Raw genomic sequence first — 19,946 nt, 5'->3', positions numbered from 1 at the left:
CAACACCAAAAGCGCCGCCGCGACCATAAGCCGGGCCTCCGGCAGAACGAAACAGAATGAAGATCAAGGACTATGCGGTCGATACCGCCCGCGCCGTCGCCTTCCTCAGCCGCCTTCCCATGCCGCCAGCGCTGTTCAACGGCTATGACGGCAGGCTCGGCCGCCTGGTGTGCGCCTTTCCCTTCGCCGGACTTCTCATCGGCTTTGTCCCAGCCCTCGCCCTCCTCCTTCTTCTGGGCCTGCGCGCGGATCCACTGGTAGCCGCACTGATCGCACTCGCGGTCCAGGCTCTTGTCACCGGCGCGCTGCACGAAGATGGCTTGGCCGATACGGCCGACGGCATCGGCGGCGGCAAGAGCCGCGAACAGAGCCTCAGCATCATGAAGGACAGCCGGATCGGCACCTATGGCGCAATCGTACTCATTCTCTCCTTCGCGATCCGCGCAGCAGCGCTTGCCGCCATTGTCCGCCATTCCTCGCTGCTCGCAGCAGTCCTTGCCATTCCCGCCGTCGCGGCGCTGAGCCGCGGCGCGATCGTCTGGCATTGGCAGCGGCTGCCGCCGGCAAAGGCCGATGGCGTGGCGGCCTCCAACGGTCAGCCGGATGAGGCGGCGATGCATTTTGCACTCGTCTCGGCCGGTTTCCTCGCAACGCTTCTGATCTGGCCGGCATTCGGCCTGCAGCCGCTCGTCGCCAGCCTGCTCGCCACCGGCGCCACAGGATTTGCTTTCACCGTCTTCATCCGCCGCCGGCTTGCCGGCCACACCGGCGACACGCTGGGGGCAACGCAGCAGATTTGCGAAATCGCCACTTTTTGCGCCCTTGCCACGGCTCTTTGAAACTCCGATATATCCTCCATGCAAACACCCTGCATTCACGTCTGTTCCATGGTTTCAGCCACCGGTTTTTGCGCCGGATGCGGCCGCACTCTTGAGGAAATCGGTGGCTGGATGACCTATACTGATGCCGAGCGCGGCGGGATCATGGCGCTGCTGCCGGCGAGGCTCGCAGCCGCTGCCACGAGGAGCCGCATGAAAACAAGCCTCGCCGCGCGGCCGGAGCAGCCCTGATGATCCGTTTGACTGTCCTCCTCGTCGTGATCGGCATCGGCCTTGCCGTGCTGATCCTCAACAATGACGGCAGCCGCATCCTCGGCCTGCAAAGCGACGATTTCGGCCGCTTCGTTTACCTGCTGCCGATCGCGCTGATGCTGTCGGCCGGCATCTGGGGAAGCCGGCGCAGCGTCGGTGAAACCATGCGCCAGATGATGATCTGGCTGGTGATCATCCTGGCGCTCATCACCGTCTATCTCTACCGCCAGGAAGCACTCGGAGTCGGCAACCGCCTGCTCGCCGGCCTCGTCCCCGGCCGTGCCGTCGTCGTCACGACGAGCGAGGGTGGCGAGGAAATCATCCTGCACAAGCTGTTGAACGGCCATTTTGAAGCCGACGTCAATGTCAATGGCCGAACGGTCGAGATGCTTGTCGACACCGGCTCCAGCATGGTGGCGCTCTCGCACGAGGATGCCGAACGCATCGGCATCGACCTCACCGGCCTCACCTACTCGATGACGGTCATGACCGCCAACGGCCGCAGCCGCGCAGCCCCGATCACGCTCGACCAGGTGGCGATCGGTCCGATCGTCCGCAACAACGTCGCCGCCAGCGTCGCCGAGGACGGCCGACTCGACCAGAGCCTGCTCGGCATGAGCTTCCTGGAAACGCTGGGCTCCATGCAGATGCAGACCGACGAATTGCGCCTGCGGGATTGAACCGGCGGATTAATTTATCCCCGATCCGCGTTCTGCGGCCTCTCGATCAGGAACGTCGACCAAAGCTGCGAAAAGCGCTGCCGACAAAGCAAGCGACGCCGATGTCAACAACATCGCGAACAACGTCGGAATCGCGCCGGCCTCCCGGAGAAACAGTCCGGCGATCGAAGCGATCAGCGCTCCGCCGGCGATCGACATGGCAGCGGCAAGGCCGGCAGCGGTGCCGGCGAGATTGGCGCGAACCGACATCACCCCCAGATTGGCGGCGGGAAAGGTCAAGCCATTGCCGATGCCGATGAACATGCAGGGTCCGAAAAACGCCAGGATATGTGTGATGCCCGACATCGACAGGGTCAGCCCCAGCAACAGACCCACGCAGGTCGTTACGCGCGCAATAACGAGCGTGACGCCGAGCGATTTTCCCGCCAATCGGGCAGCGAGATAGCTGCCCAGAATGAACCCTGCGGGAACCATTCCCATGAAGAAGCCCAGCTTCGTGCTCGATCCGCCGAGCAGTGAACCGACGGCCAAAGATGCCCCTCCGAGAAAGATATAAAGAGTGCCGGTGGAGCAGGCCATGCACAGCGTATACGCCCAGAACCGCGGCGAACCCAGGAGCTGCCGATAGGAGGCAAGGTAATTGCCTCTCGGTCTCGACGCATGTCCGGCGGTTTCCTTCAGCTCGCGCATGGAAATGGCAAGGATGGCTGCGCCAAGCAGCGCGAGAGCAACGAAGATCGCCCGCCATCCAAACGCCTCGTCCAGAACGCCGCCGAAACTCGGACCGAGCATCGGCGCGATTGCCCAACCCATGGCGGCGTAGCCGATCCTGTTGGCAGCCTGGCCCTCGCCCGCCGTCTCCTTGATGACGACAAGAGCGACGCAGAAACAGGCGGCGATCGACGCCTGCATCACGCGAAACAACAGGAAAACGCCGATATTGGGTGCGAGCGCGCAGCCGATCGAAGCAATGATGAAAATCGAAACGGCGATCAGCGCGACCGGCCGGCGCCCGTAGCGATCCGACATCGCGCCGGCGACAATTTCCGTCACGGCGTTGATGATGGCATAGCCCGCAATCGAAAGATTGACGAGGGCGAAATCGGCCTGAAACGTGGCTGCGATGTTCGGCAGCGCCGGCAGATATATGTTGACCGGTAATACCGAAAGCGCCGTCAGCAGCAGGAGGATCGTGCGTCGGGGTGCGGCGGTCGATGTCGTGACCGTCTTCTCGGTCAGGCGGCTGCCGAAAGTCTGAACGGAATTATCGCGTGTCATGGTCCTGCCCGTCTTGTCAGCGAGATTTCTGGAGAGTTTGACGAGGCGCAGCACAAATTCAGGGCACAAAAAAAGCCCCGTCAGGAGCTTGATTTACCGCGCATGGGGCTGATCGCCGGATGGTTACACCATCCTGCCCATGCGCTCTATCACCACGACAAGAACCATTGCGATCTTCATGACCGCTATGGCTAGACGAATATTTCTACCTCGTCAACGTGAGGTTTCACCGCCCGTTGGAAATGCACGCCGGCTAACCCGTGCGGCCAATGGCGCGATGCGCGCTTTACGGAAGCGGTCGGATCTGTCACCTTCGCTCGCAAAACAACAAGACCACAAAGAGCAAAAAGAAACTCCTAGTCTGGTGGCACCCCGCATGTTCGATCGGCCTTCGCCTGAGGCGAAGGCTTGACCTATGGGTGCGACAGGAGTTTCGCGATGAATTCACTCTCGCCGATCGTCATCGGCGGCATTCTGCCCGCCATTTTCTGGGGCATCACCGCCATCTTCCAGAAGCAGAGCGCCACGTCCGCCACCGGCTCCGCCGTCTATCTGATCGCCTTCGGCGCCGCCTGTGCTCTCGCCGGCCTGATCGCCGCGCTGATCTGGCGCCCTGCCCCCTGGACCGCCGCAGGTCTTGGTTTTGCCGCCACCGCCGGCGCCTGCTTCGCTTTCGGCACCGGCCTCATCAGCTTCGCGCTCTTCGCTTACGGCGTCCCTGTCTCGAAACTCGCGCCGATCTGGAGCTGCAACGTGCTGGTGACGCTCGCCATCGGCGCCCTTTTTCTCGGCGAGGCCTCAGAGATCAACACAGTCAAGCTCGCCGTTGGCACCCTCCTGATTCTCTCAGGCGCTCTCCTCGTCAGCAGCGCCTGAGGGAAAATGCGCACGATCAGACAGTTCAATAGGAGCCAAAGGCTTCGCCGATTATCGGTCGCTGCCTTACTACCAGATCGATAGCGTCATCGGAGTATCCAATGACACGCGGTCAGCGTCAGTTGCGCAGCCGGTAACCGGTCTTGAAGATCCAGCCGAGCGTGCCGAGGCAGATCGCCAGGAACACCGTGATCATCGCCAGACTGATCGCCGGATTGACATCGGCGATCCCGTAAAAGCTCCAGCGGAAGCCGCTGACGAGATAGAGTACCGGATTGAAGTGGCTGACCGCCTGCCAGAAAGGCGGCAGCATGTTGACCGAATAAAAGCTGCCGCCAAGGAAGGTCAGCGGCGGCACCACCAACATCGGAATAAGGTTCAGCTGCTCGAAATTGCCGGCCCAGATGCCGATCATGAAGCCGAACAGGCTGAAGGTGACAGCCGTCAGCAGGAAGAACAGGATCATCATGAAGGGATGCTCGATCCTGACGTCGACGAAGAGATTGGCGGTCAGCAGGATAATGAAACCGATGATCATCCCCTTGGTCGCCGCCGCCCCGACATAACCAAGAAGGATTTCCGTCATCGCCACCGGCGCCGACAGCACCTCGTAGATCGTGCCGGTGAATTTCGGGAAATAGATGCCGAAGGAGCCGTTGCTGATGCATTGGCCGAGCAGCGTCAGCATGATCAGGCCGGGTGTGATGAAGGCGCCGTAGGATACCCCCTCCACTTCCTGTATGCGCGAGCCGATCGCCGCGCCGAAGACGATGAAATAGAGCGATGTCGAAATCACCGGCGAGATGACGCTCTGCAGCAGGGTGCGGCGCGTGCGCGCCATCTCGAAGAAATAGATCGATTTGATTGCTTCGACGTTCATTTTGCCGCTCCCACCAGGGCCACGAAGATGTCTTCGAGCGAACTCTGCCGCGTCGAGAGATCCTTGAAATGGATGTTGTTCTCGCTTAGCCGGGTGAGCAGGGTCGCGATGCTCTCCTGCTCATTATCGGCATCGAAATCATAGGTCAGCCGGCAGCCTTCGGCTTCCAGCGTCAACCCGTTGCCGGCAAAACAGTCCGGCAGCCGCTCGAGCGGTTCGGTGAGATCGAGGATGAGCTGCTTGCGGCCAAGCTTGGCCATCAGCGCCGCCTTATCCTCGACGAGCAGCAATTGCCCGCCATTGATGACGCCGACCCGGTCGGCGATCTCCTCGGCCTCTTCGATGTAATGTGTTGTCAGGATGATAGTGACACCGGAAGCCCGCAGCTGCTCGACGACATTCCACATATCCTTGCGCAGCGTCACGTCGACGCCGGCGGTCGGCTCGTCGAGGAAAAGGATCTCCGGCTCATGGGAGAGCGCCTTTGCGATCAGCACACGCCGCTTCATGCCGCCGGAAAGCTGGCGCAGCATGTTGTCCTTTTTGTCCCAGAGCGAAAGCGCCCGCAGCACCTTCTCGATATGGGCGGGGTTGGCCGTCTTGCCGTGCAGCCCACGGGAAAAGCTTACCGTATTGAACACTGTCTCGAACTGATCGGTGGTCAGTTCCTGCGGCACAAGGCCGATCATGGAACGCGTGGCGCGGAAATCTTTGACAACGTCGTGACCGGCGACCAACACCTGCCCGCCACTCGGATTGGCAATGCCGCAGATGATCGAGATCAGCGTCGTCTTGCCGGCGCCGTTCGGTCCGAGCAGCGCCAGGATCTCGCCCTTCTCCACGTTGAGGTTGATGCCCTTCAGGGCCTCGAACCCATTGGCATAGGTCTTGGTCAGGTTCTGAATGGAAATAATGGGGGCCATGCGGAACTCTTGAGGATTCTCGAAGTATTTCGGCCCGCTATATAGTTCGTCTGTGACGGTTTGACATCCTTCGGGAACGTGAACACTGCATTCACGCAGCGCCAACACCGTCACTGACGACGACGGAGTCACTCACTGGCGACATGACCAAGATACCGGCTTTTCGGCTATCACCGCAACGATGAAGCCGGTGAAAAGAAAGGTACGGCCGGTTTGGAATGTCATCATCCGGTGATCTTGATGCCCGATAAGAGAGCCGAGGCAAGCACCGGCATCCGCCCCGCCGCCCATCCCTTTGCGGAGCCGTTCTTCGGCGTTCTCGTTGCGCCCTTTACCGCTGCCTCGGCTTGTAGTGAAAGTTATTGTTCAGTCACGAAGTGTTTGGAACCGGCGAGTATCCCCTGTCCAGCCCCGTTCGTCTCAGCCGGCCTCTGCGCCGGCTTCTTTTTATCGGTTCCGAACAGCGAAGGCCGCCGTCACAATTCCTCGTAATTAAACCAATCAAAATCCGCGACCTTCCCCCGTCCCGACGTATCGAAGGCAAACAGGCCGGCGAACGCGCCGGTGAAGGAGCCGTGTTCGCCGCGTCCACCCTCGTCGGAGATCATCCCGGCGTCCAGCATCGGGCCGATCGGCTGCCAGGCGCCCTTGCCCTCGGTCTGCCAGAAGAACTGCAGGTCGTTCTCACGAATTTCCATGGCGAGTTGGACGTGGCCTTCGGCGGCGATCGCCACCCCGCTTTCAGCCGGAAAGCTCAGGCGTCCGTTCGGATAGTCACCATTGCAGGAAAGGATGGTGACGCAGCGGCCCAGTGTTTCGTGCAGCGTGACGGCGAGCGCGTGGAACTTGTGGCGGTTATAATAATGCGTCAGTCCGGCAACCTGTTGGTAGGTGTCGGGCGAGAACTCGATCACGGTCTCAGCGCGGAAGCTGTGATGCTCCTGCCGGCGGGCGACCAACGCCTGTTCGAACCAGGAACCGATGCTTTCGCGCCCGATCAACCGGAGATGGCCGGGACGGTCCATCAGGTTGAAGATACGCTGCGGCTCAGGCGTGCGCAGCCACTGGAAGTCAGCAGGCAATGCCGTGCCATCGAAGCTGTATTCACTGCGCATCGGCTTTTCCGCCGGCGCAGCACCAAAGAGGCCCGGCACATCGACATCGGGCACGCAAGTTCCGTTTTCGAGATAGAGCCAGTCATCGTCGCGCCAGACGCATTTCTGCAGGCTCGTCTCTCGCCCCAGCGTGCAGCGCCGCTTCGGCGGCAGCGGCCGGCCGCAGAGATGGGTGTGATAGGCCTCGCCCTCCGGCGTCTCGACATATTGGCCGTGCCCGGCCCGTTGCAGCACCGCGCCGGGATGATCCTTGGAAGTGATGAGATGCATGTTCGGATGCATCTCATAAGGCCCTTCGATGCGGCGTGAGCGCGCCATGGTGACGGCGTGGTCGTAGCCGGTGCCGCCCTCGGCCGTCGTCAGATAATACCAGCCGTTCTTCTTGAAGAGATGCGGGCCTTCGACGAGGCCGAGCGGACTGCCGGCAAAGATATTCTTGATCGGCCCCTTCAGCGCCTTCGCTACCGGGTCCCATTCCTGCAGCAGGATGCCGTCGAAGGCCGGCGATTTCGGCGAGCCGCCGAAGCTCTCGGTGCGATGGTTCCACTGCATGTTCACGAACCATTTGCGGCCGTCATCGTCGTGGAAGAGCGAAGGATCGAAGCCGGAGGAGTTGACATAGACGGGTTCGGACCATTGGGCCTCGATCGAGGGCGCGGTCACGATGTAGTTATGCGCATCCTTGAAATTGCCGTCGAAGCGCTTGACGTCGGTATAGACGAGCCAGAATTGCCCGTCGGCATAGGAAAGGCACGGCGCCCAGATGCCGCAACTGTCAGGGTTCCCCCGCATGTCGAGTTGCGACCGGCGCTCCAATGGCCGGCGCACCAGCGTCCAGTTTACCAGATCGCGCGAATGGTGGATTTGCACTCCCGGATACCATTCGAAGGTGGAGGTGGCGATATAATAATCCGCGCCGACGCGGCAGATCGACGGATCGGGGTTGAACCCGGGCAGGATGGGATTGCGGATCATGGGAAGCTCCTCCGAGGTTATCATTGTGGTACGTACATCAGATGCGGGCCGGGATATCTCACCTCTCGCCCTCATTCCTGTGCTCGTCACAGGAATCCAGCCGCCGCGCGTCTGCGCGGTGAAGAGTCCTTTCAGCCCAAGGACTTGGGCTGGCTGGATCTCTGTGACATCCCTCGGGCAAGCCCTGAGGTCACAGCGATGAGGGAGGGTGTGGCAACCAACTGCCCGAACTCCGGGTCCTAAATAGCCTCGACCTTTCCTATTCCCGCTCCGCCGACTTCGCCCACAAATTGATATCCGCCTCACGGGCGTAGACGTCAATTTCGGCCAGCTCCTCGGCCGTGAATTCGAGATTATCCAGAGCCTTGACGCAATCGACGATCTGTGACGAGCGGCTGGCGCCGATCAGCGCCGAGGTCACGCGTCCACCACGCAACACCCAGGCGATCGCCATCTGCGCCAGCGTTTGGCCGCGCCTTTCGGCAATCCCATTGAGCTTGCCGATATTGTCGATGATCGAGGGACGGATGAAGTCGCGCTTCAGGAAATGGTTCTGGGCTGCGCGGCTGTCGGCTGGGATACCGCCGAGGTACTTCGTGGTCAGCATACCCTGGGCCAGCGGCGAGAACACGATCGAACCCATGCCGACCTCGTCAAGCGTATCGAGCAGCCTGTCGTCCTCGACCCAGCGGTTGAGCATCGAATAGCTCGGCTGGTGGATCAGGCAGGGCGTGCCGAGGTTCTTGAGAAATCGCTGCGGCTTCGCGGGTGCGCTGCGAATTATAAGAGGAGATGCCGACATACAGCGCCCGGCCGGAGCGGACGATATGGTCGAGCGCGCCGCAGGTTTCCTCCAGCGGCGTGTCCGGGTCAAAACGATGCGAATAGAAGATGTCGACATAATCGAGGCCCATGCGCTTCAGGCTCTGGTCGCAGGAGGCGATCACATATTTGCGGCTGCCCCACTCGCCGTAAGGTCCCGGCCACATGTCGTAGCCGGCCTTCGAGGAGATGATCAGCTCGTCGCGAAGCCCGGAAAATTCGGTGCGCAGGATCTCGCCGAAAGCGGTCTCGGCGCTGCCGGGGGGCGGGCCGTAATTGTTGGCGAGGTCGAAATGGGTGATGCCGAGATCGAAGGCCGTGCGGCACATGTCGATCTTTCGGTCATGCGGCGTGTCGCCGCCGAAATTGTGCCAGAGGCCGAGGGAAACGGCCGGAAGCTTCAGGCCGGAACGGCCCGTGCGGTTATATTTCATCTTCGAATAGCGGTCTTCGGCCGGCTGCCAGCTCATCTGAAGGTCTCCTGAACCTGTGTAAAATTGCTTCCCCTTCGTATCCGTCCTGAGCGGCGGCAGAAAGCTAAAAACGTGTCCGCTGTCCGACGCCGTATCCTCGGGCTTGTCCCGAGGATCTACTGACAGCGCGGCAGATCCTCGGGACAGGCCCGAGGATGACGAGACTATTGGAACAACCGCGCCGATACGGCAAGCGCACGGCGCGGGCCTCAATCACTTCAACAGCGCCTGCGCCTCTTCGATGCCAAGTGCTGCGGGTTGGGTGCAAGTCGTGGTGAGATCGATGAACCGACCCTCCTCGCCCGACTTCAGGATCGAGGTCATCACGTCGACACCGTGCAGCGTGCGGTCGAGCGAGCAGCGTGCGTCACGCCCCTCGATCAGCGACATCGCCATATCGGCAAGGCCGGCTGTGCGGTAGTTGGCGCGCGAACCGTTCGGGCTTTCCTGGTTGATCTTGCCGAAGGGATGGTCCCAGTCTTCCAGCGGCTTGATGTCCTTGTCGCGGCCGCTTGCCTCGACGGTGCCGCCGAAGAAGTTCGGGTCCGGCACGTAGAGCGAGCCGTCGGTGCCGTAGAGTTCCATGTTGGCATGGCGATGCGACCACACGTCCCAGCTTGCCGACAGCGTCACCGTGGCGCCGTTGACGAATTCGAGCAGCGCCTGGATCGTCGTCGGCGTTTTGACCGGGATGGTCTCTCCATGGCGCGGCTGGCTGGTAATCGTGCGGGTCTCCGATGCCATCGAGGTCATGGCGCCGACGCGTTTCACCGGCCCGATCAGGTTGATCAGGTTGGCGATGTAATAGGGGCCGAGATCGAGGATTGGGCCGCCGCCCGGCAGGAAGAAGAAATCAGGGTTCGGATGCCACATCTCCATGCCGGGGCTCATGACATAGCAGGCGCCGGAGGTGACCCGGCCGATGCCGCCGTCGTCGATGAACTTGCGGGCAAGCTGATGGGCGCCGCCGAGGAAGGTGTCCGGTGCGCAGCCGACGGCGAGATTCTTCGCCTTGGCGATGCGGCGAAGCTCCTCACCCTGCTCCAGCGAAAGCACCAGCGGCTTTTCCGAATAGACATGTTTTCCGGCTTCGAGGATCGCCTTCGACACCGGAAAATGCGCATCCGGGATCGTCAGGTTGACGACGACGTCGATCTCGTCATTGGCGAGAAGCGCCTCGATCGTCTGTGCCTTCACGCCATATTCCTTGGCGCGGGCCTCGGCGGCCTGCACGTTGATATCGGCGCAGGCCAGCACCTTCAGCCCCTTGAAGAGCGGTGCGAGCGAGAAATAGGTAGTGGATATGTTGCCGCATCCGATGATGCCGACGCCAAGTTCCCTGGTCATGATGTGCCTCAATAAGTCTGGAAGGATGCGATCGAGCGGCTAATGTTGCGGTCGATGTCATTAGGATTGTCATGTTCGACGACGAAATGCTTGGCCTTGGTACCGCGAAGCGCTGCAATCAGCTTGGCCCACTCGACCTTGCCATGGCCGACGTCGGCCCAGCCGTCCTCGTCCTTCGCTTCGCCTGCCGGCGCAATGTCCTTGACGTGAACTGCGGTGATGCGCGGTCCGAGCTTTTCGATCCAGGCGAAGGGATCGGCGTCGCCGCGGATGACCCAGGCGATATCGGCTTCCCAGGAAATGTCAGGCGCGCCTTCGAAGATGCGCTCGATCGGCAGCGAGCCATCGGCGAGTTTGACGAACTCGAAATCATGGTTGTGCCAGCCGAACTCGTAGCCGGCGTCCTTGTAAGGCTTGCTCATCTCCTGCAGGCGCTTGCCGAATGCAGTCCAGCCGGCGGCGTCGGAGGGGCGCTGGTCGGCCGCCAGGTGCGGCGCATAGATCGAATCCATGCCGAGGATCTTGGCGATGTTGAGCGATTTCTGAACTTCTTTCTCCAGGAAATCGGGGCTGAAATGGCCGCTCGCCATGACCAGGCCGTTCTTGTCGAGCTCGGCGCGAAGGTTCTTCAGGCCGCCATCGTCGAGGTCGGCATAGATGCCGCCGAAGCCTTCGACTTCCGCATAGCCCGCCTTACCGAGCTTCTCAAAGATCGCCGTATAGGGCTGGAAATTACGCGCGCTGTACAGCTGGTAGCTAAGTTTCGTCATCATGTTCTCCTTGGGCCTCGTGCCCACGCTTGGGAAGGATCAATCCGCCGACTGGCAGGAATGCAGGTCGTAGAACCGGAAATCCCGCAGCTTGCCGCGCTCAAGCGGTCGTGCCGGGGTGAAGGTGATGCGGCGGCTTTCGCCGGCCGCAAGATCGAAAGCGTTGTCGGAATATTTGCCGTCCGTCTCGCTCTCGATCATCACGAAGAGCGCAAGTCCCTTGGCGGTGACGTTGATGTCGATCGCGCCGCTGGCCTCGACATATTCATGCGTGACAACAAGCCCCGCGGGCGCGAGCTCCAGCGCTTTGTAGGTGCCGTTGACATAATGGCCCTCGCCGCCCATGCCGTTCGAGGCAGTGAAACGCCAGGCTAGCAGCGTTCCCTCGCCGATCTCGGCAACGTCGATGGTTGCAGCCGCCACCGCCGCATCCGGCGAGCAGACCGCCTGCACGTCCTTCAGGTGCTTCCGCTCGCCGTTCATCGTCAGCAACGAGATCGAAAGATCGACGCTGACATCGGCGAGCGTGTCGTTGACCAGCGAGAAGCGGATCGTCTTGCCGTCCTCGGAAGGAATGGCGGCGACCGCCACCGGCTGGAAGAAGCGCTTGACGAGATAATGCATCGCCTTCCAGCGCCCGCCATAATCCAGGCTCGACCAAGAGGCGACAGGCCAGGTGTCGTTAAGCTGCCAGTAGATCGTGCCCATGCAATGGGGTTTCAGCGAACGCCAATATTCCACCGCCGTCTTGATCGCCAGGCCCTGCTGGATCTGGGAGAGATAGACGAAATTCGGGAAATCCTTGGGGAACCGGAAATAACGGAACATCGTGCCGGCGATGCGCTCGTTGCCGCCAGCATTCTTCTGGTGCAACTCCATGACGGGAGAAGCGATGTTCATATCCTTCTCCTCGGCATAGGTCCTGATGACAGGCAGCGAGGTATAGGACTGGAAGCCGAATTCCGAGCAGAAGCGCGGCCGCACCGAACGGTAATTGTCGAACGACTTGTTCTCATGCCAGACCGACCAGTAATGCATGTCGCCGGAGCCATCGGCATGCCAGGCATCGCCGAAATCGAGATAGCCGGAAGCCGGGCTCGACGGCCACCAGAGCGCGCCGGGCAGCGCCTTCTTCACCGCCTGCTCGATCGTCCGGTTGAGCCGGTCATAGGAGACGAGATAGCGGTCGCGATCCTTCCTGGATTCCTCGAACCAGGTCAGCGCGCCCACAAGTTCGTTGTCGCCGCACCAGAGCGCGATCGAGGGATGCGAGGAAAGCCGGCGCACCTGGTAATCCACCTCCATCGCCACATTCTCAAGGAAGTCTTCGGTCGAAGGGTAGAGATTGCAGGCGAACATGAAATCCTGCCAGACCATAAGGCCCAGCCGGTCGCAGAGATCGTAGAAATGATCCTGCTCGTAGAAACCGCCGCCCCAGACGCGGATCATGTTCATGTTGGCGGCTTTCGCCGATTGCAGCAGGTCTTCCGTCTTCTCCGGCGAGGAGAGCGAATAGAGCGCATCGGCGGGAATCCAGTTGGCGCCGCGGCAGAAGATCTCGCGGCCATTGACCTTGAAGGCAAAACGGGCGCCTGAAGCATCCGGAGTGGTGATCAGCTCGATGGTGCGAAGGCCGATCTGCTTAACCACCTCATCCGTCGGCAATTCGACGGACAGCCTGTAGAGCGCCTGCTCGCCGCTGCCGGACGGCCACCAAAGGCGCGGATTGTCGATATGGAAGAGATGGTTGACATGGGTCTCGCCATGGGCGCCGACATCGAGGCGCACACGCTCGCCATCGAGATCGAAATAAACCTGGGCAATGCTTGGCCCCTTGGAATACAGCGTTGCCATGACCGTCAGATCGACCGAACCGTCGAGATTATGCGTCTGGCGGGTGACGACATGTTCGATCCGTGCGCTCTCAAGCTTTTTCAGGGCGATCGTGCCGTAAAGGCCGAGCGGCGCAATGGCGATATTCCAGTCCCAGCCGAAATGGCATTGCGGCTTGCGCAGCATGTTGCCGTCCGGGATCGGCGAATTGCCGGTGCTGTAAGGAATATAGAAGGGCTGCTGCTTCTGCCGCTCGGCGCCGACGGCGGGGTTGGAGGCAAACACGATGCGGATGACGTTGTCGCCGGATCTCAACATGGTCGACACGTCGGGCCGATAGCGGCGGAAGCTGTTGTCGGCTTCGAGCGCCAGGAAGCCGTTGACATAAACGGAGGCGACTGTGTCGAGATAGTCGATATCGAGATACCAGTCGCCCTCGGCCTCCTGCAGCGTGAAGCTTCGCTCGACCGCCCATTCGCGCTCGGCGACCCATTGCACTTTCTCCTCGTTGCGGCCGAAATAAGGATCGGGGATTAGGCTGGCCCGGTGGAGCGCGGTGTGCACGTCGCCTGGCAGCGTGATAACGTTGCGGATCTCGCCATCGACGGAGGTCAGCTGCCACGAACCGGAAAGGTCGATGCTGGAGTTGGTTGATTGCTGCGTCACGATTTCATTCCGATTTCGAAAAGGATTGTGGTCTTGAAGGAAGGGCAAATGTCACGGTTCGATGGCCTTCACCTGGTCATTCGTCAGCGACGTGCCGTTTTTCTCCTCATCTGCCCACTCCGCTCTCCGTCATCCTCGGGCTAGGCCCGAGGATCTACACCACATCCACCTGCGGCAGCGAGCATGGATCCTCGGGTCAAGCCCGAGGATGACGGAGAGCGGAGTGGGCCTTTTTCGTCAAACTCGCCCCGGCTAGTGGTCTCAACCCACAGAATCTCTCTAGAGCCGCAGCTCGCTCTCGGCATCGAACAGCGACGCCAGCGTCATGTCGAAGCTGAGCTTCACCTTGGCGCCGACATTGAAGCGGCGGGCGCCGTTGACGCGGACCGACATCGTGTGACCGGCATGTTTCAGCCACAGGAGATTATCCGCGCCCATCGGCTCCTCGATATCGACGGTCGCGTCATGTTCTTCGCCGCCGGCGTTCTCGTTGACCTTGATGTGTTCGGGACGAACGCCGAGCACCACCTTGCGGCCGGGCTGCAGTGCCTCGTTGGCGCCATAGGCGGCCAGCGAGAAGTTGACGCCGTTGGCCGTAAAGGCGATCCCCTCGCCCGTCTTGACCAGCTCGCCGCGCAGGAAATTCATCGACGGCGAGCCAATGAAGCCGGCGACGAAAAGGTTGCGCGGCCGGTTGTAAATCGTCGTCGGATCGTCGAGCTGCTGGATGATGCCGCTCTTCATGATGGCGATACGGTCGGCGAGCGTCAGCGCCTCGATCTGGTCGTGGGTGACGTAGATCATCGTATTCTGCAGCGACTGGTGCAGGCGCTTGATTTCGACGCGCAGCTCCGAGCGCAGCTTGGCGTCGAGGTTGGACAGCGGCTCGTCGAACAGGAACACGTCGACATCGCGCACCAGCGCCCGGCCAATGGCCACGCGCTGGCGCTGGCCGCCGGAAAGTTCGGCCGGCTTGCGCTTCAAGAGCGGCTGGATCTGCAGGATCTCGGCGGCGCGCGCCACGCGCTTGTCGATCTCGGCCTGCGGCACCTTGGCGACGCGCAGGCCGAAGGAGAGGTTCTTCTCCACCGTCATCTGCGGATAGAGCGCATAGGACTGGAACACCATGCCGATGCCGCGGTCCTTCGGCTCCTCCCAGGTGACGTTCTTGCCCTTGATGAATATCTGACCTTCCGAAGCGTCGAGCAGGCCGGCAATGCAGTTCAGCAAGGTCGACTTGCCGCAGCCGGACGAACCAAGCAGCACCAGGAACTCCCCGTCATTGATGTCGAGGTTCAGATCCTTCAGGACACTGACCGCGCCGAAGTTCAGCGACAGATCCTTGATGGAAACACTTGAATTGGAGACACTCGAATTCATGTTCATGAGATCAACCCTTCACTGCGCCGGCGGCGATGCCGCGGACGAAAAGCCGTCCCGACACGAAATAGACGATCAGCGGCACGAGACCCGTCAGGATCGTTGCCGCCATGTTGACGTTGTATTCCTTCACGCCCTGGACTGAATTGACGATGTTGTTGAGTTGCACGGTCATCGGATAGGTATCCGGCCGGGTGAAGACCACGCCGAACAGGAAGTCGTTCCAGATGCCGGTCACCTGCAGGATCATCGCCACGACGAAGATCGGCAGCGACATCGGCAGCATGATCTTCAGGAAGATCTGCCAGAAACCCGCGCCGTCGACGCGCGCCGCCTTGAACAGTTCTTCCGGCAGCGACACGAAATAGTTGCGGAACAGCAGCGTCAGGATCGGCATGCCGAAGATCGAATGCACGATGACGAGGCCGGTCAGCGTACCGTAAATGCCGATTTCGCGCAGGATGATGACGATCGGATAGATCATCACCTGATAGGGAATGAACGCCCCGATGATGAGGATCGAGAAGAAAAGCTCGGATCCCTTGAAGCGCCAGTTTGCCAGCGCATAACCGTTTACCGAGGCGATGGCGATCGAGATGATGACCGACGGCACGGTGATGCGCACCGAATTCCAGAAGCCGCGCGACAGGCCATCGCAGTTCAAGCCCGTGCAGGCCTCCGCCCAGGCTTTCACCCAGGGCTCGAAGGTGATTTCCATCGGCGGCGAGAAGATGTTGCCGAGGCGGATTTCCGGCATGCCCTTCAACGACGTCACCACCATCACATAGAGCGGCAGCAGATAGTAGAGCGCCGCGATGGTCAGCGTGCCGTAGAGCATGATGTTGCGCGGCGACAATGCCGGGCGCGGCTTTGGGCCGGTCGGTCCGTCGCCGAGTCTCCCCGAGACGGCATCGATGCCGGCCGCCGTGGTGTTGAGAGTTCCGATATTAGCCACGCTTGCGCCCTCCTCCGAATTCCAGATAGGCCCACGGAACGATGATGATCGCTACCGTGAGCAGCATCATCGTCGAGGCGGCAAAGCCCTGCCCCAGGTTCTGCGCCTGGAACATGTAGTCATAGACGTATTTTGCCGGCACTTCCGAGGAGATGCCGGGACCGCCAGACGTCTGCGCCACGACGAGGTCGTAGACCTTGACGATGCCGGAGGCGATGATGACGATCGTCGTGATGAAGACCGGCCGCATCATCGGAATGACGATCAGCAGATAGGTCTTCCACATCGGGATGCCGTCGACGCGCGCGGCCTTCCAGATATCCTCGTCAATGCCGCGCAGGCCGGCAAGCATCAGGCACATAACGAGACCGGTTCCCTGCCAGAGGGCGGCGATCAGAATGCCGTAGATGACGATTTCGGGCGTATAGAGCGGGTTGAAGGTGAAGCTCGTCCAACCGAGCGAGCGCACCACCGACTGGACGCCGAAATCCGGGTTGAGGACCCATTGCCAGACGAGACCCGTCACGATGAAGGACAGCGCGAACGGATAGAGAAAAATGGTGCGGAAGGTGTTTTCAAAACGGATCTTCTGATCCATCAGCGCGGCGAGCACGAAACCGATGACCAGGCTGAAGATCAGCGACAGGATGCCGTAGAGTGCCAGATTTTCGATCGCCGTCACCCAGCGGGGTGCCGCCCAGAGGCGCTCATATTGATCGATGCCGACGAAGCTCAACCGCGGGAGGAGCTTGGAATTGGTGAAGGAATAAAAGACTGTCCAGAATGTACCGCCGACAAAGATCACCAACGCCGTCAGGATCATCGGGATAGACGCAATCTTGGCATTCAGATTGCGCAGTAACTTGATTGGCCGGCCGGCTTGCGCTTGACCCGTCATGAACGCTTCTCCTCAAATCACAACTGCGGCCCGCGACAGCAAGGCATGGCACCATCTGCCATCCCTGCCCCTGTTTTACCGGGAGCGGCCGGAGAGATGCCGCCAGCCGAACGTCTGTCCGGGGAAGGATCCGGCCCTTGCGGAGCCGGATCCGAAGGCAGCGAATCTATCGATCAGTCAGCCGAAGCGATGATATCGGCGAAACGCTTCTGGGCGTCTTCCGGCGTCATCGACGGGTTGGCGAAGAATTCGGAGAAGAGGTCTTCCTTCTGCTTCTGGCTGTCGGCCGAAAGCAGCTGGTCGGTCCCTTGGATCACGTTGCCCTTCGACAGGATATCGAGACCCTTCTTCATGCAGTCGTTGGCAGCGGCGAGATCGACGTCTCCGCGAACCGGCAGCGAGCCCTTCTTCAGATTGAAGGCCACCTGAGTCTTCGGATCGAGCAAGGTCTTGGCGAGAACGGCTTGCGCCTTGGATTTTTCCTCATCCTTCAGGAGCGGGAAGTAGAAGGCATCGCCACCGGTCGAGATGATCTCGTTCACGCCGAGGCCCGGCAGGCAGGTATAGTCGGTGCCGGCCTTCTGACCGGCGAGCGCGAATTCGCCCTGCGCCCAGTCACCCATGATCTGACCGCCGGCCTTGCCCGTGATGACAAGGTTGGTGGCCTGGTTCCAATCCTGGACATTGGTGCCCTTGGACATACGGCGCGCATCGTCTGCGGCCTTGAAGACCTTAGCGATTTCAGGACCGGCGGCAGCTTCCGCATCCTTGTCCTTGAAGACCTTGTTGAAGGTGTCCTTGCCGGCAATCGCCACCATCAGCACGTCGAAGGCGCCTGCAGCCTGCCACGGCTGACCGCCGACGGCGAGCGGAAGAATGCCAGCCTTTTCCAGAGCCGGAGCGGCAGCAACGAATTCGTCCCAGTTCTTCGGAACCTCGACGCCGGCCTTCTTGAAGGCGGCGTTCGAAAGCCACAACCACTGCCAGGAGTGGATGTTGACGGGAGCGCAATAGATTTTGCCGTCGATGGTGCAGGAATCGAGCAGGCTCGACGGACGAATGATGTCCTTCCACTTCTCGGCGGTCGCGACATCGGTCAGGTCGCGCATCAAGCCGGCCTGGACGAGTTCCTCAGCCTGACGGCCGTGGTTGAACTGGGTGGCGCCCATCGGGTCGCCGCCGGTAATGCGGCTGATCATGATCGGACGGGCGGTACCGCCGGAACCGGCAATCGCGCCGTCGACCCAGTGGTTGCCGGTGGCGTCGAAAGCCTTTGCCAGCTCGGCGACGGCGGCAGATTCGCCACCTGATGTCCACCAATGCGTGACTTCGAGATCGGTGGCACTGGCGGCGCCGAGCGGAAGCGCGACTGAGGCGGCAAGCACGGCCGCCATCATACGGATTTTCATGAGTTCTCCTCCCTCACTGAAACGTTGCCGGAAAAACTTAGATCAATCGATTTCCGCACGCAACTGCTCGCCCCCAAATTTTTCGACGAAGGCCAGAATTACTACTTCTGGCTGTCCTCGGCCGCACCAATATCTTCCTGGTATCGCCATTTTATTAAGCGATATTGCATATGCGCAGCCCACGTATCCACTTGAAATGGCGGGATCAATTCTGACGTCACGATCTACCGTTCGCTTAACCTCTTTCGCTGCTGCGGAAAAACCTAGCACAAATGACGGATTCAACCAGCGGGAATATTGCCGCAATGCACACAAGAAAAAGCGCTCGACATTTCTACTGTATCGTTACAGATTGCATTCCTCAGGGAGGCGCGATTTTGGCAGGCGACGGGCTTACGGCGCTTGAAAAAGCCTCTATAAGCGACACCAATTCGCGCGGGGCAGGCCTACAGGCATGGAAAGCAAGGCAAATTTCGAGAAAGCAGCATCGGCGCCGGCGGCGCGCGAGCGCCCGACATTGAAGACGATCGCTTTCATGACCGGCCTTGGCGTGACTACGGTGTCGCGCGCGCTGAAAGACGCGCCTGACATCGGGGCCGAAACCAAGGAGCGAGTGCGCATGGTCGCCCGCCAGCTCGGCTACCAGCCGAACAGGGCGGGCGTGCGCCTGCGCACCGGCAAAACCAACGTCATCGCCCTAGTCCTCAGCATCGACGAGGAGATCATGGGGTTCTCGAGCCAGATGGTCTTCGGCATCTCCGAAGTCCTGTCCGGAACGCCCTATCATATCGTCGTCACGCCGCACTCCCACAGCAAGGATCCAATGCTGCCGGTGCGCTATATCCTCGAGACCGGCTCGGCCGACGGTGTCATCATCTCGCGCATCGAGCCGGATGATCCGCGTGTACGGTTGCTGACCGAGCGTGGCATGCCCTTCGCCACGCATGGGCGCACCGATGCGGGTCTCACGCACCCCTTTCACGATTTCGACAACGAAGCCTTCGCCCATCAGGCTGTGGAAAAGCTCGTCCAACGCGGCCGCCGGCGCATCGCTCTGCTCCAGCCGCCGAGCAAGCTCACCTACTACGCCCATATCCGCATCGGCTTTCAGACCGGCCTGCACGATTACGGCGCCGAGGAAGTGCCGCTGCGCATCAACACCGACGCGCCGCTTGCCGATATCCGCGACGTCGTCGAGGTGATGATGCGCTCGGCGACCGCCCCTGACGGCATCGTCTGTTCGGCCGGCAGCGCGGCAATCGCCGTCAATGCCGGCATCGAGGCCGCCGGCAAGGCGCTGGGGCGTGATCTCGACATGGTGTCCAAGCAGTCGGTGCCGATCCTGAACTGGATCCGTCCCGAGATCATCACCGCCCAGGAGGATGTGCGCCAAGCCGGCCGCGAAATGGCCAAAGCCGTCATTGCCCGCATCGACGGCGTCGAGCCGGAACTGCTTCAAAGCATCAGCCAGCCGATCTGGCCGGAGAACGGCCGATAGGCGGGAGAATGAACCCTGCCCAGGATTCGCAAGCCGGCATCGGCTCGAAAAAGCCAAGATTGCCCGTCATCTCACAG

General features: G+C 60.9%; 16 protein-coding genes and 1 pseudogene. 5 read left to right on the top strand and 12 right to left on the bottom strand.

The genetic code is table 11. The features are described from left to right. Window positions 1–56: 56 nt before the first annotated feature. From MHI61_RS11285 to MHI61_RS11275, 3 genes are read left to right on the top strand one after another with little or no spacing between them, the layout of a single operon-like run. A complete protein-coding gene (locus MHI61_RS11285) occupies window positions 57–839 on the top strand; it encodes an adenosylcobinamide-GDP ribazoletransferase (RefSeq protein ID WP_239792063.1) in 783 nt (260 codons plus the stop codon). An 18-nt stretch (window positions 840–857) separates the two neighbouring features. Further along, window positions 858–1,070 (top strand): DUF1289 domain-containing protein, encoded by a 213-nt coding sequence (locus tag MHI61_RS11280; protein WP_097605264.1) that lies wholly within the window; start codon window positions 858–860, stop codon window positions 1,068–1,070. Further along, window positions 1,070–1,771, top strand: coding sequence for a TIGR02281 family clan AA aspartic protease (locus tag MHI61_RS11275; protein WP_010029052.1), 702 nt, complete (start codon window positions 1,070–1,072; stop codon window positions 1,769–1,771). The genes MHI61_RS11280 and MHI61_RS11275 overlap by 1 nt, the downstream gene beginning before the upstream one ends. 9 nt (window positions 1,772–1,780) lie before the next feature. Here MHI61_RS11275 and MHI61_RS11270 read toward each other — a convergent pair whose 3' ends face one another. Then, window positions 1,781–3,049: an MFS transporter gene (locus MHI61_RS11270; RefSeq protein ID WP_239792062.1), complete on the bottom strand. Its 1,269-nt coding sequence runs from the start codon at window positions 3,047–3,049 to the stop codon at window positions 1,781–1,783. A gap of 438 nt (window positions 3,050–3,487) precedes the next feature. Between MHI61_RS11270 and MHI61_RS11265 the strand changes: the two genes are divergently transcribed. After that, window positions 3,488–3,925: an EamA family transporter gene (locus MHI61_RS11265; protein ID WP_239792061.1), complete on the top strand. Its 438-nt coding sequence runs from the start codon at window positions 3,488–3,490 to the stop codon at window positions 3,923–3,925. 118 nt (window positions 3,926–4,043) lie between these two features. Here the strand turns inward: MHI61_RS11265 and MHI61_RS11260 are convergent, their stop codons facing one another. The 11 genes and pseudogenes from MHI61_RS11260 to MHI61_RS11210 form a co-directional block, all read right to left on the bottom strand. After that, complete coding sequence (locus MHI61_RS11260) at window positions 4,044–4,805, bottom strand: ABC transporter permease (protein WP_239792060.1); 762 nt, start codon at window positions 4,803–4,805, stop codon at window positions 4,044–4,046. Beyond that, entirely contained in the window at window positions 4,802–5,728 is a 927-nt protein-coding gene (locus MHI61_RS11255; protein ID WP_239792059.1) for an ABC transporter ATP-binding protein, read from the bottom strand. Before MHI61_RS11255 ends, MHI61_RS11260 begins: the two co-directional genes overlap by 4 nt. Window positions 5,729–6,204: 476 nt before the next feature. Beyond that, window positions 6,205–7,818 (bottom strand): glycoside hydrolase family 43 protein, encoded by a 1,614-nt coding sequence (locus MHI61_RS11250; protein ID WP_239792058.1) that lies wholly within the window; start codon window positions 7,816–7,818, stop codon window positions 6,205–6,207. Between the two features lie 259 nt (window positions 7,819–8,077). After that, a pseudogene (gene mgrA, locus MHI61_RS11245) lies at window positions 8,078–9,110 on the bottom strand (L-glyceraldehyde 3-phosphate reductase). Between the two features lie 216 nt (window positions 9,111–9,326). Then, a complete protein-coding gene (locus tag MHI61_RS11240) occupies window positions 9,327–10,460 on the bottom strand; it encodes a Gfo/Idh/MocA family oxidoreductase (protein ID WP_239792057.1) in 1,134 nt (377 codons plus the stop codon). 8 nt (window positions 10,461–10,468) lie between these two features. Beyond that, complete coding sequence (locus tag MHI61_RS11235; protein WP_239792056.1) at window positions 10,469–11,230, bottom strand: sugar phosphate isomerase/epimerase; 762 nt, start codon at window positions 11,228–11,230, stop codon at window positions 10,469–10,471. Between the two features lie 39 nt (window positions 11,231–11,269). Then, window positions 11,270–13,729: a glycoside hydrolase family 2 protein gene (locus MHI61_RS11230; RefSeq protein ID WP_239792055.1), complete on the bottom strand. Its 2,460-nt coding sequence runs from the start codon at window positions 13,727–13,729 to the stop codon at window positions 11,270–11,272. 279 nt (window positions 13,730–14,008) lie between these two features. Beyond that, window positions 14,009–15,115, bottom strand: coding sequence for an ABC transporter ATP-binding protein (locus MHI61_RS11225; RefSeq protein ID WP_239792054.1), 1,107 nt, complete (start codon window positions 15,113–15,115; stop codon window positions 14,009–14,011). A 4-nt stretch (window positions 15,116–15,119) separates the two neighbouring features. Then, window positions 15,120–16,064 (bottom strand): carbohydrate ABC transporter permease, encoded by a 945-nt coding sequence (locus MHI61_RS11220; RefSeq protein WP_064682391.1) that lies wholly within the window; start codon window positions 16,062–16,064, stop codon window positions 15,120–15,122. Next, window positions 16,057–16,962: a sugar ABC transporter permease gene (locus tag MHI61_RS11215; RefSeq protein ID WP_064682392.1), complete on the bottom strand. Its 906-nt coding sequence runs from the start codon at window positions 16,960–16,962 to the stop codon at window positions 16,057–16,059. Before MHI61_RS11215 ends, MHI61_RS11220 begins: the two co-directional genes overlap by 8 nt. 173 nt (window positions 16,963–17,135) lie before the next feature. Beyond that, the gene (locus MHI61_RS11210) at window positions 17,136–18,371 is read right to left on the bottom strand and encodes an ABC transporter substrate-binding protein (RefSeq protein ID WP_010030972.1); all 1,236 of its coding nucleotides are present in this window, start codon (window positions 18,369–18,371) and stop codon (window positions 17,136–17,138) included. A 454-nt stretch (window positions 18,372–18,825) separates the two neighbouring features. Here MHI61_RS11210 and MHI61_RS11205 point away from each other — a divergent pair, with 454 nt between their 5' ends. Further along, window positions 18,826–19,869, top strand: a complete 1,044-nt coding sequence (locus tag MHI61_RS11205) for a LacI family transcriptional regulator (protein WP_239792053.1) — start codon at window positions 18,826–18,828, stop codon at window positions 19,867–19,869. Window positions 19,870–19,946: the final 77 nt, after the last annotated feature.

Source organism: Rhizobium sp. K102, assembly GCF_022385315.1.
In the GTDB taxonomy this organism is placed as follows: domain Bacteria; phylum Pseudomonadota; class Alphaproteobacteria; order Rhizobiales; family Rhizobiaceae; genus Rhizobium; species Rhizobium croatiense.
Note: the sequence above shows the minus strand (reverse complement) of the source record. Positions and strands in the feature narration are given on the sequence as shown.

Coding starts and splice junctions, on each gene's coding strand:
- MHI61_RS11260 (WP_239792060.1), bottom strand. CDS start 4,805: ATGAACGTCGAAGCAATCAAATCGATCTATTTCTTCGAGATGGCGCGC.
- MHI61_RS11205 (WP_239792053.1), top strand. CDS start 18,826: ATGGAAAGCAAGGCAAATTTCGAGAAAGCAGCATCGGCGCCGGCGGCG.
- MHI61_RS11235 (WP_239792056.1), bottom strand. CDS start 11,230: ATGACGAAACTTAGCTACCAGCTGTACAGCGCGCGTAATTTCCAGCCC.
- MHI61_RS11270 (WP_239792062.1), bottom strand. CDS start 3,049: ATGACACGCGATAATTCCGTTCAGACTTTCGGCAGCCGCCTGACCGAG.
- MHI61_RS11280 (WP_097605264.1), top strand. CDS start 858: ATGCAAACACCCTGCATTCACGTCTGTTCCATGGTTTCAGCCACCGGT.
- MHI61_RS11265 (WP_239792061.1), top strand. CDS start 3,488: ATGAATTCACTCTCGCCGATCGTCATCGGCGGCATTCTGCCCGCCATT.
- MHI61_RS11240 (WP_239792057.1), bottom strand. CDS start 10,460: ATGACCAGGGAACTTGGCGTCGGCATCATCGGATGCGGCAACATATCC.
- MHI61_RS11210 (WP_010030972.1), bottom strand. CDS start 18,371: ATGAAAATCCGTATGATGGCGGCCGTGCTTGCCGCCTCAGTCGCGCTT.
- MHI61_RS11250 (WP_239792058.1), bottom strand. CDS start 7,818: ATGATCCGCAATCCCATCCTGCCCGGGTTCAACCCCGATCCGTCGATC.
- MHI61_RS11255 (WP_239792059.1), bottom strand. CDS start 5,728: ATGGCCCCCATTATTTCCATTCAGAACCTGACCAAGACCTATGCCAAT.
- MHI61_RS11225 (WP_239792054.1), bottom strand. CDS start 15,115: ATGAACATGAATTCGAGTGTCTCCAATTCAAGTGTTTCCATCAAGGAT.
- MHI61_RS11275 (WP_010029052.1), top strand. CDS start 1,070: ATGATCCGTTTGACTGTCCTCCTCGTCGTGATCGGCATCGGCCTTGCC.
- MHI61_RS11215 (WP_064682392.1), bottom strand. CDS start 16,962: ATGACGGGTCAAGCGCAAGCCGGCCGGCCAATCAAGTTACTGCGCAAT.
- MHI61_RS11285 (WP_239792063.1), top strand. CDS start 57: ATGAAGATCAAGGACTATGCGGTCGATACCGCCCGCGCCGTCGCCTTC.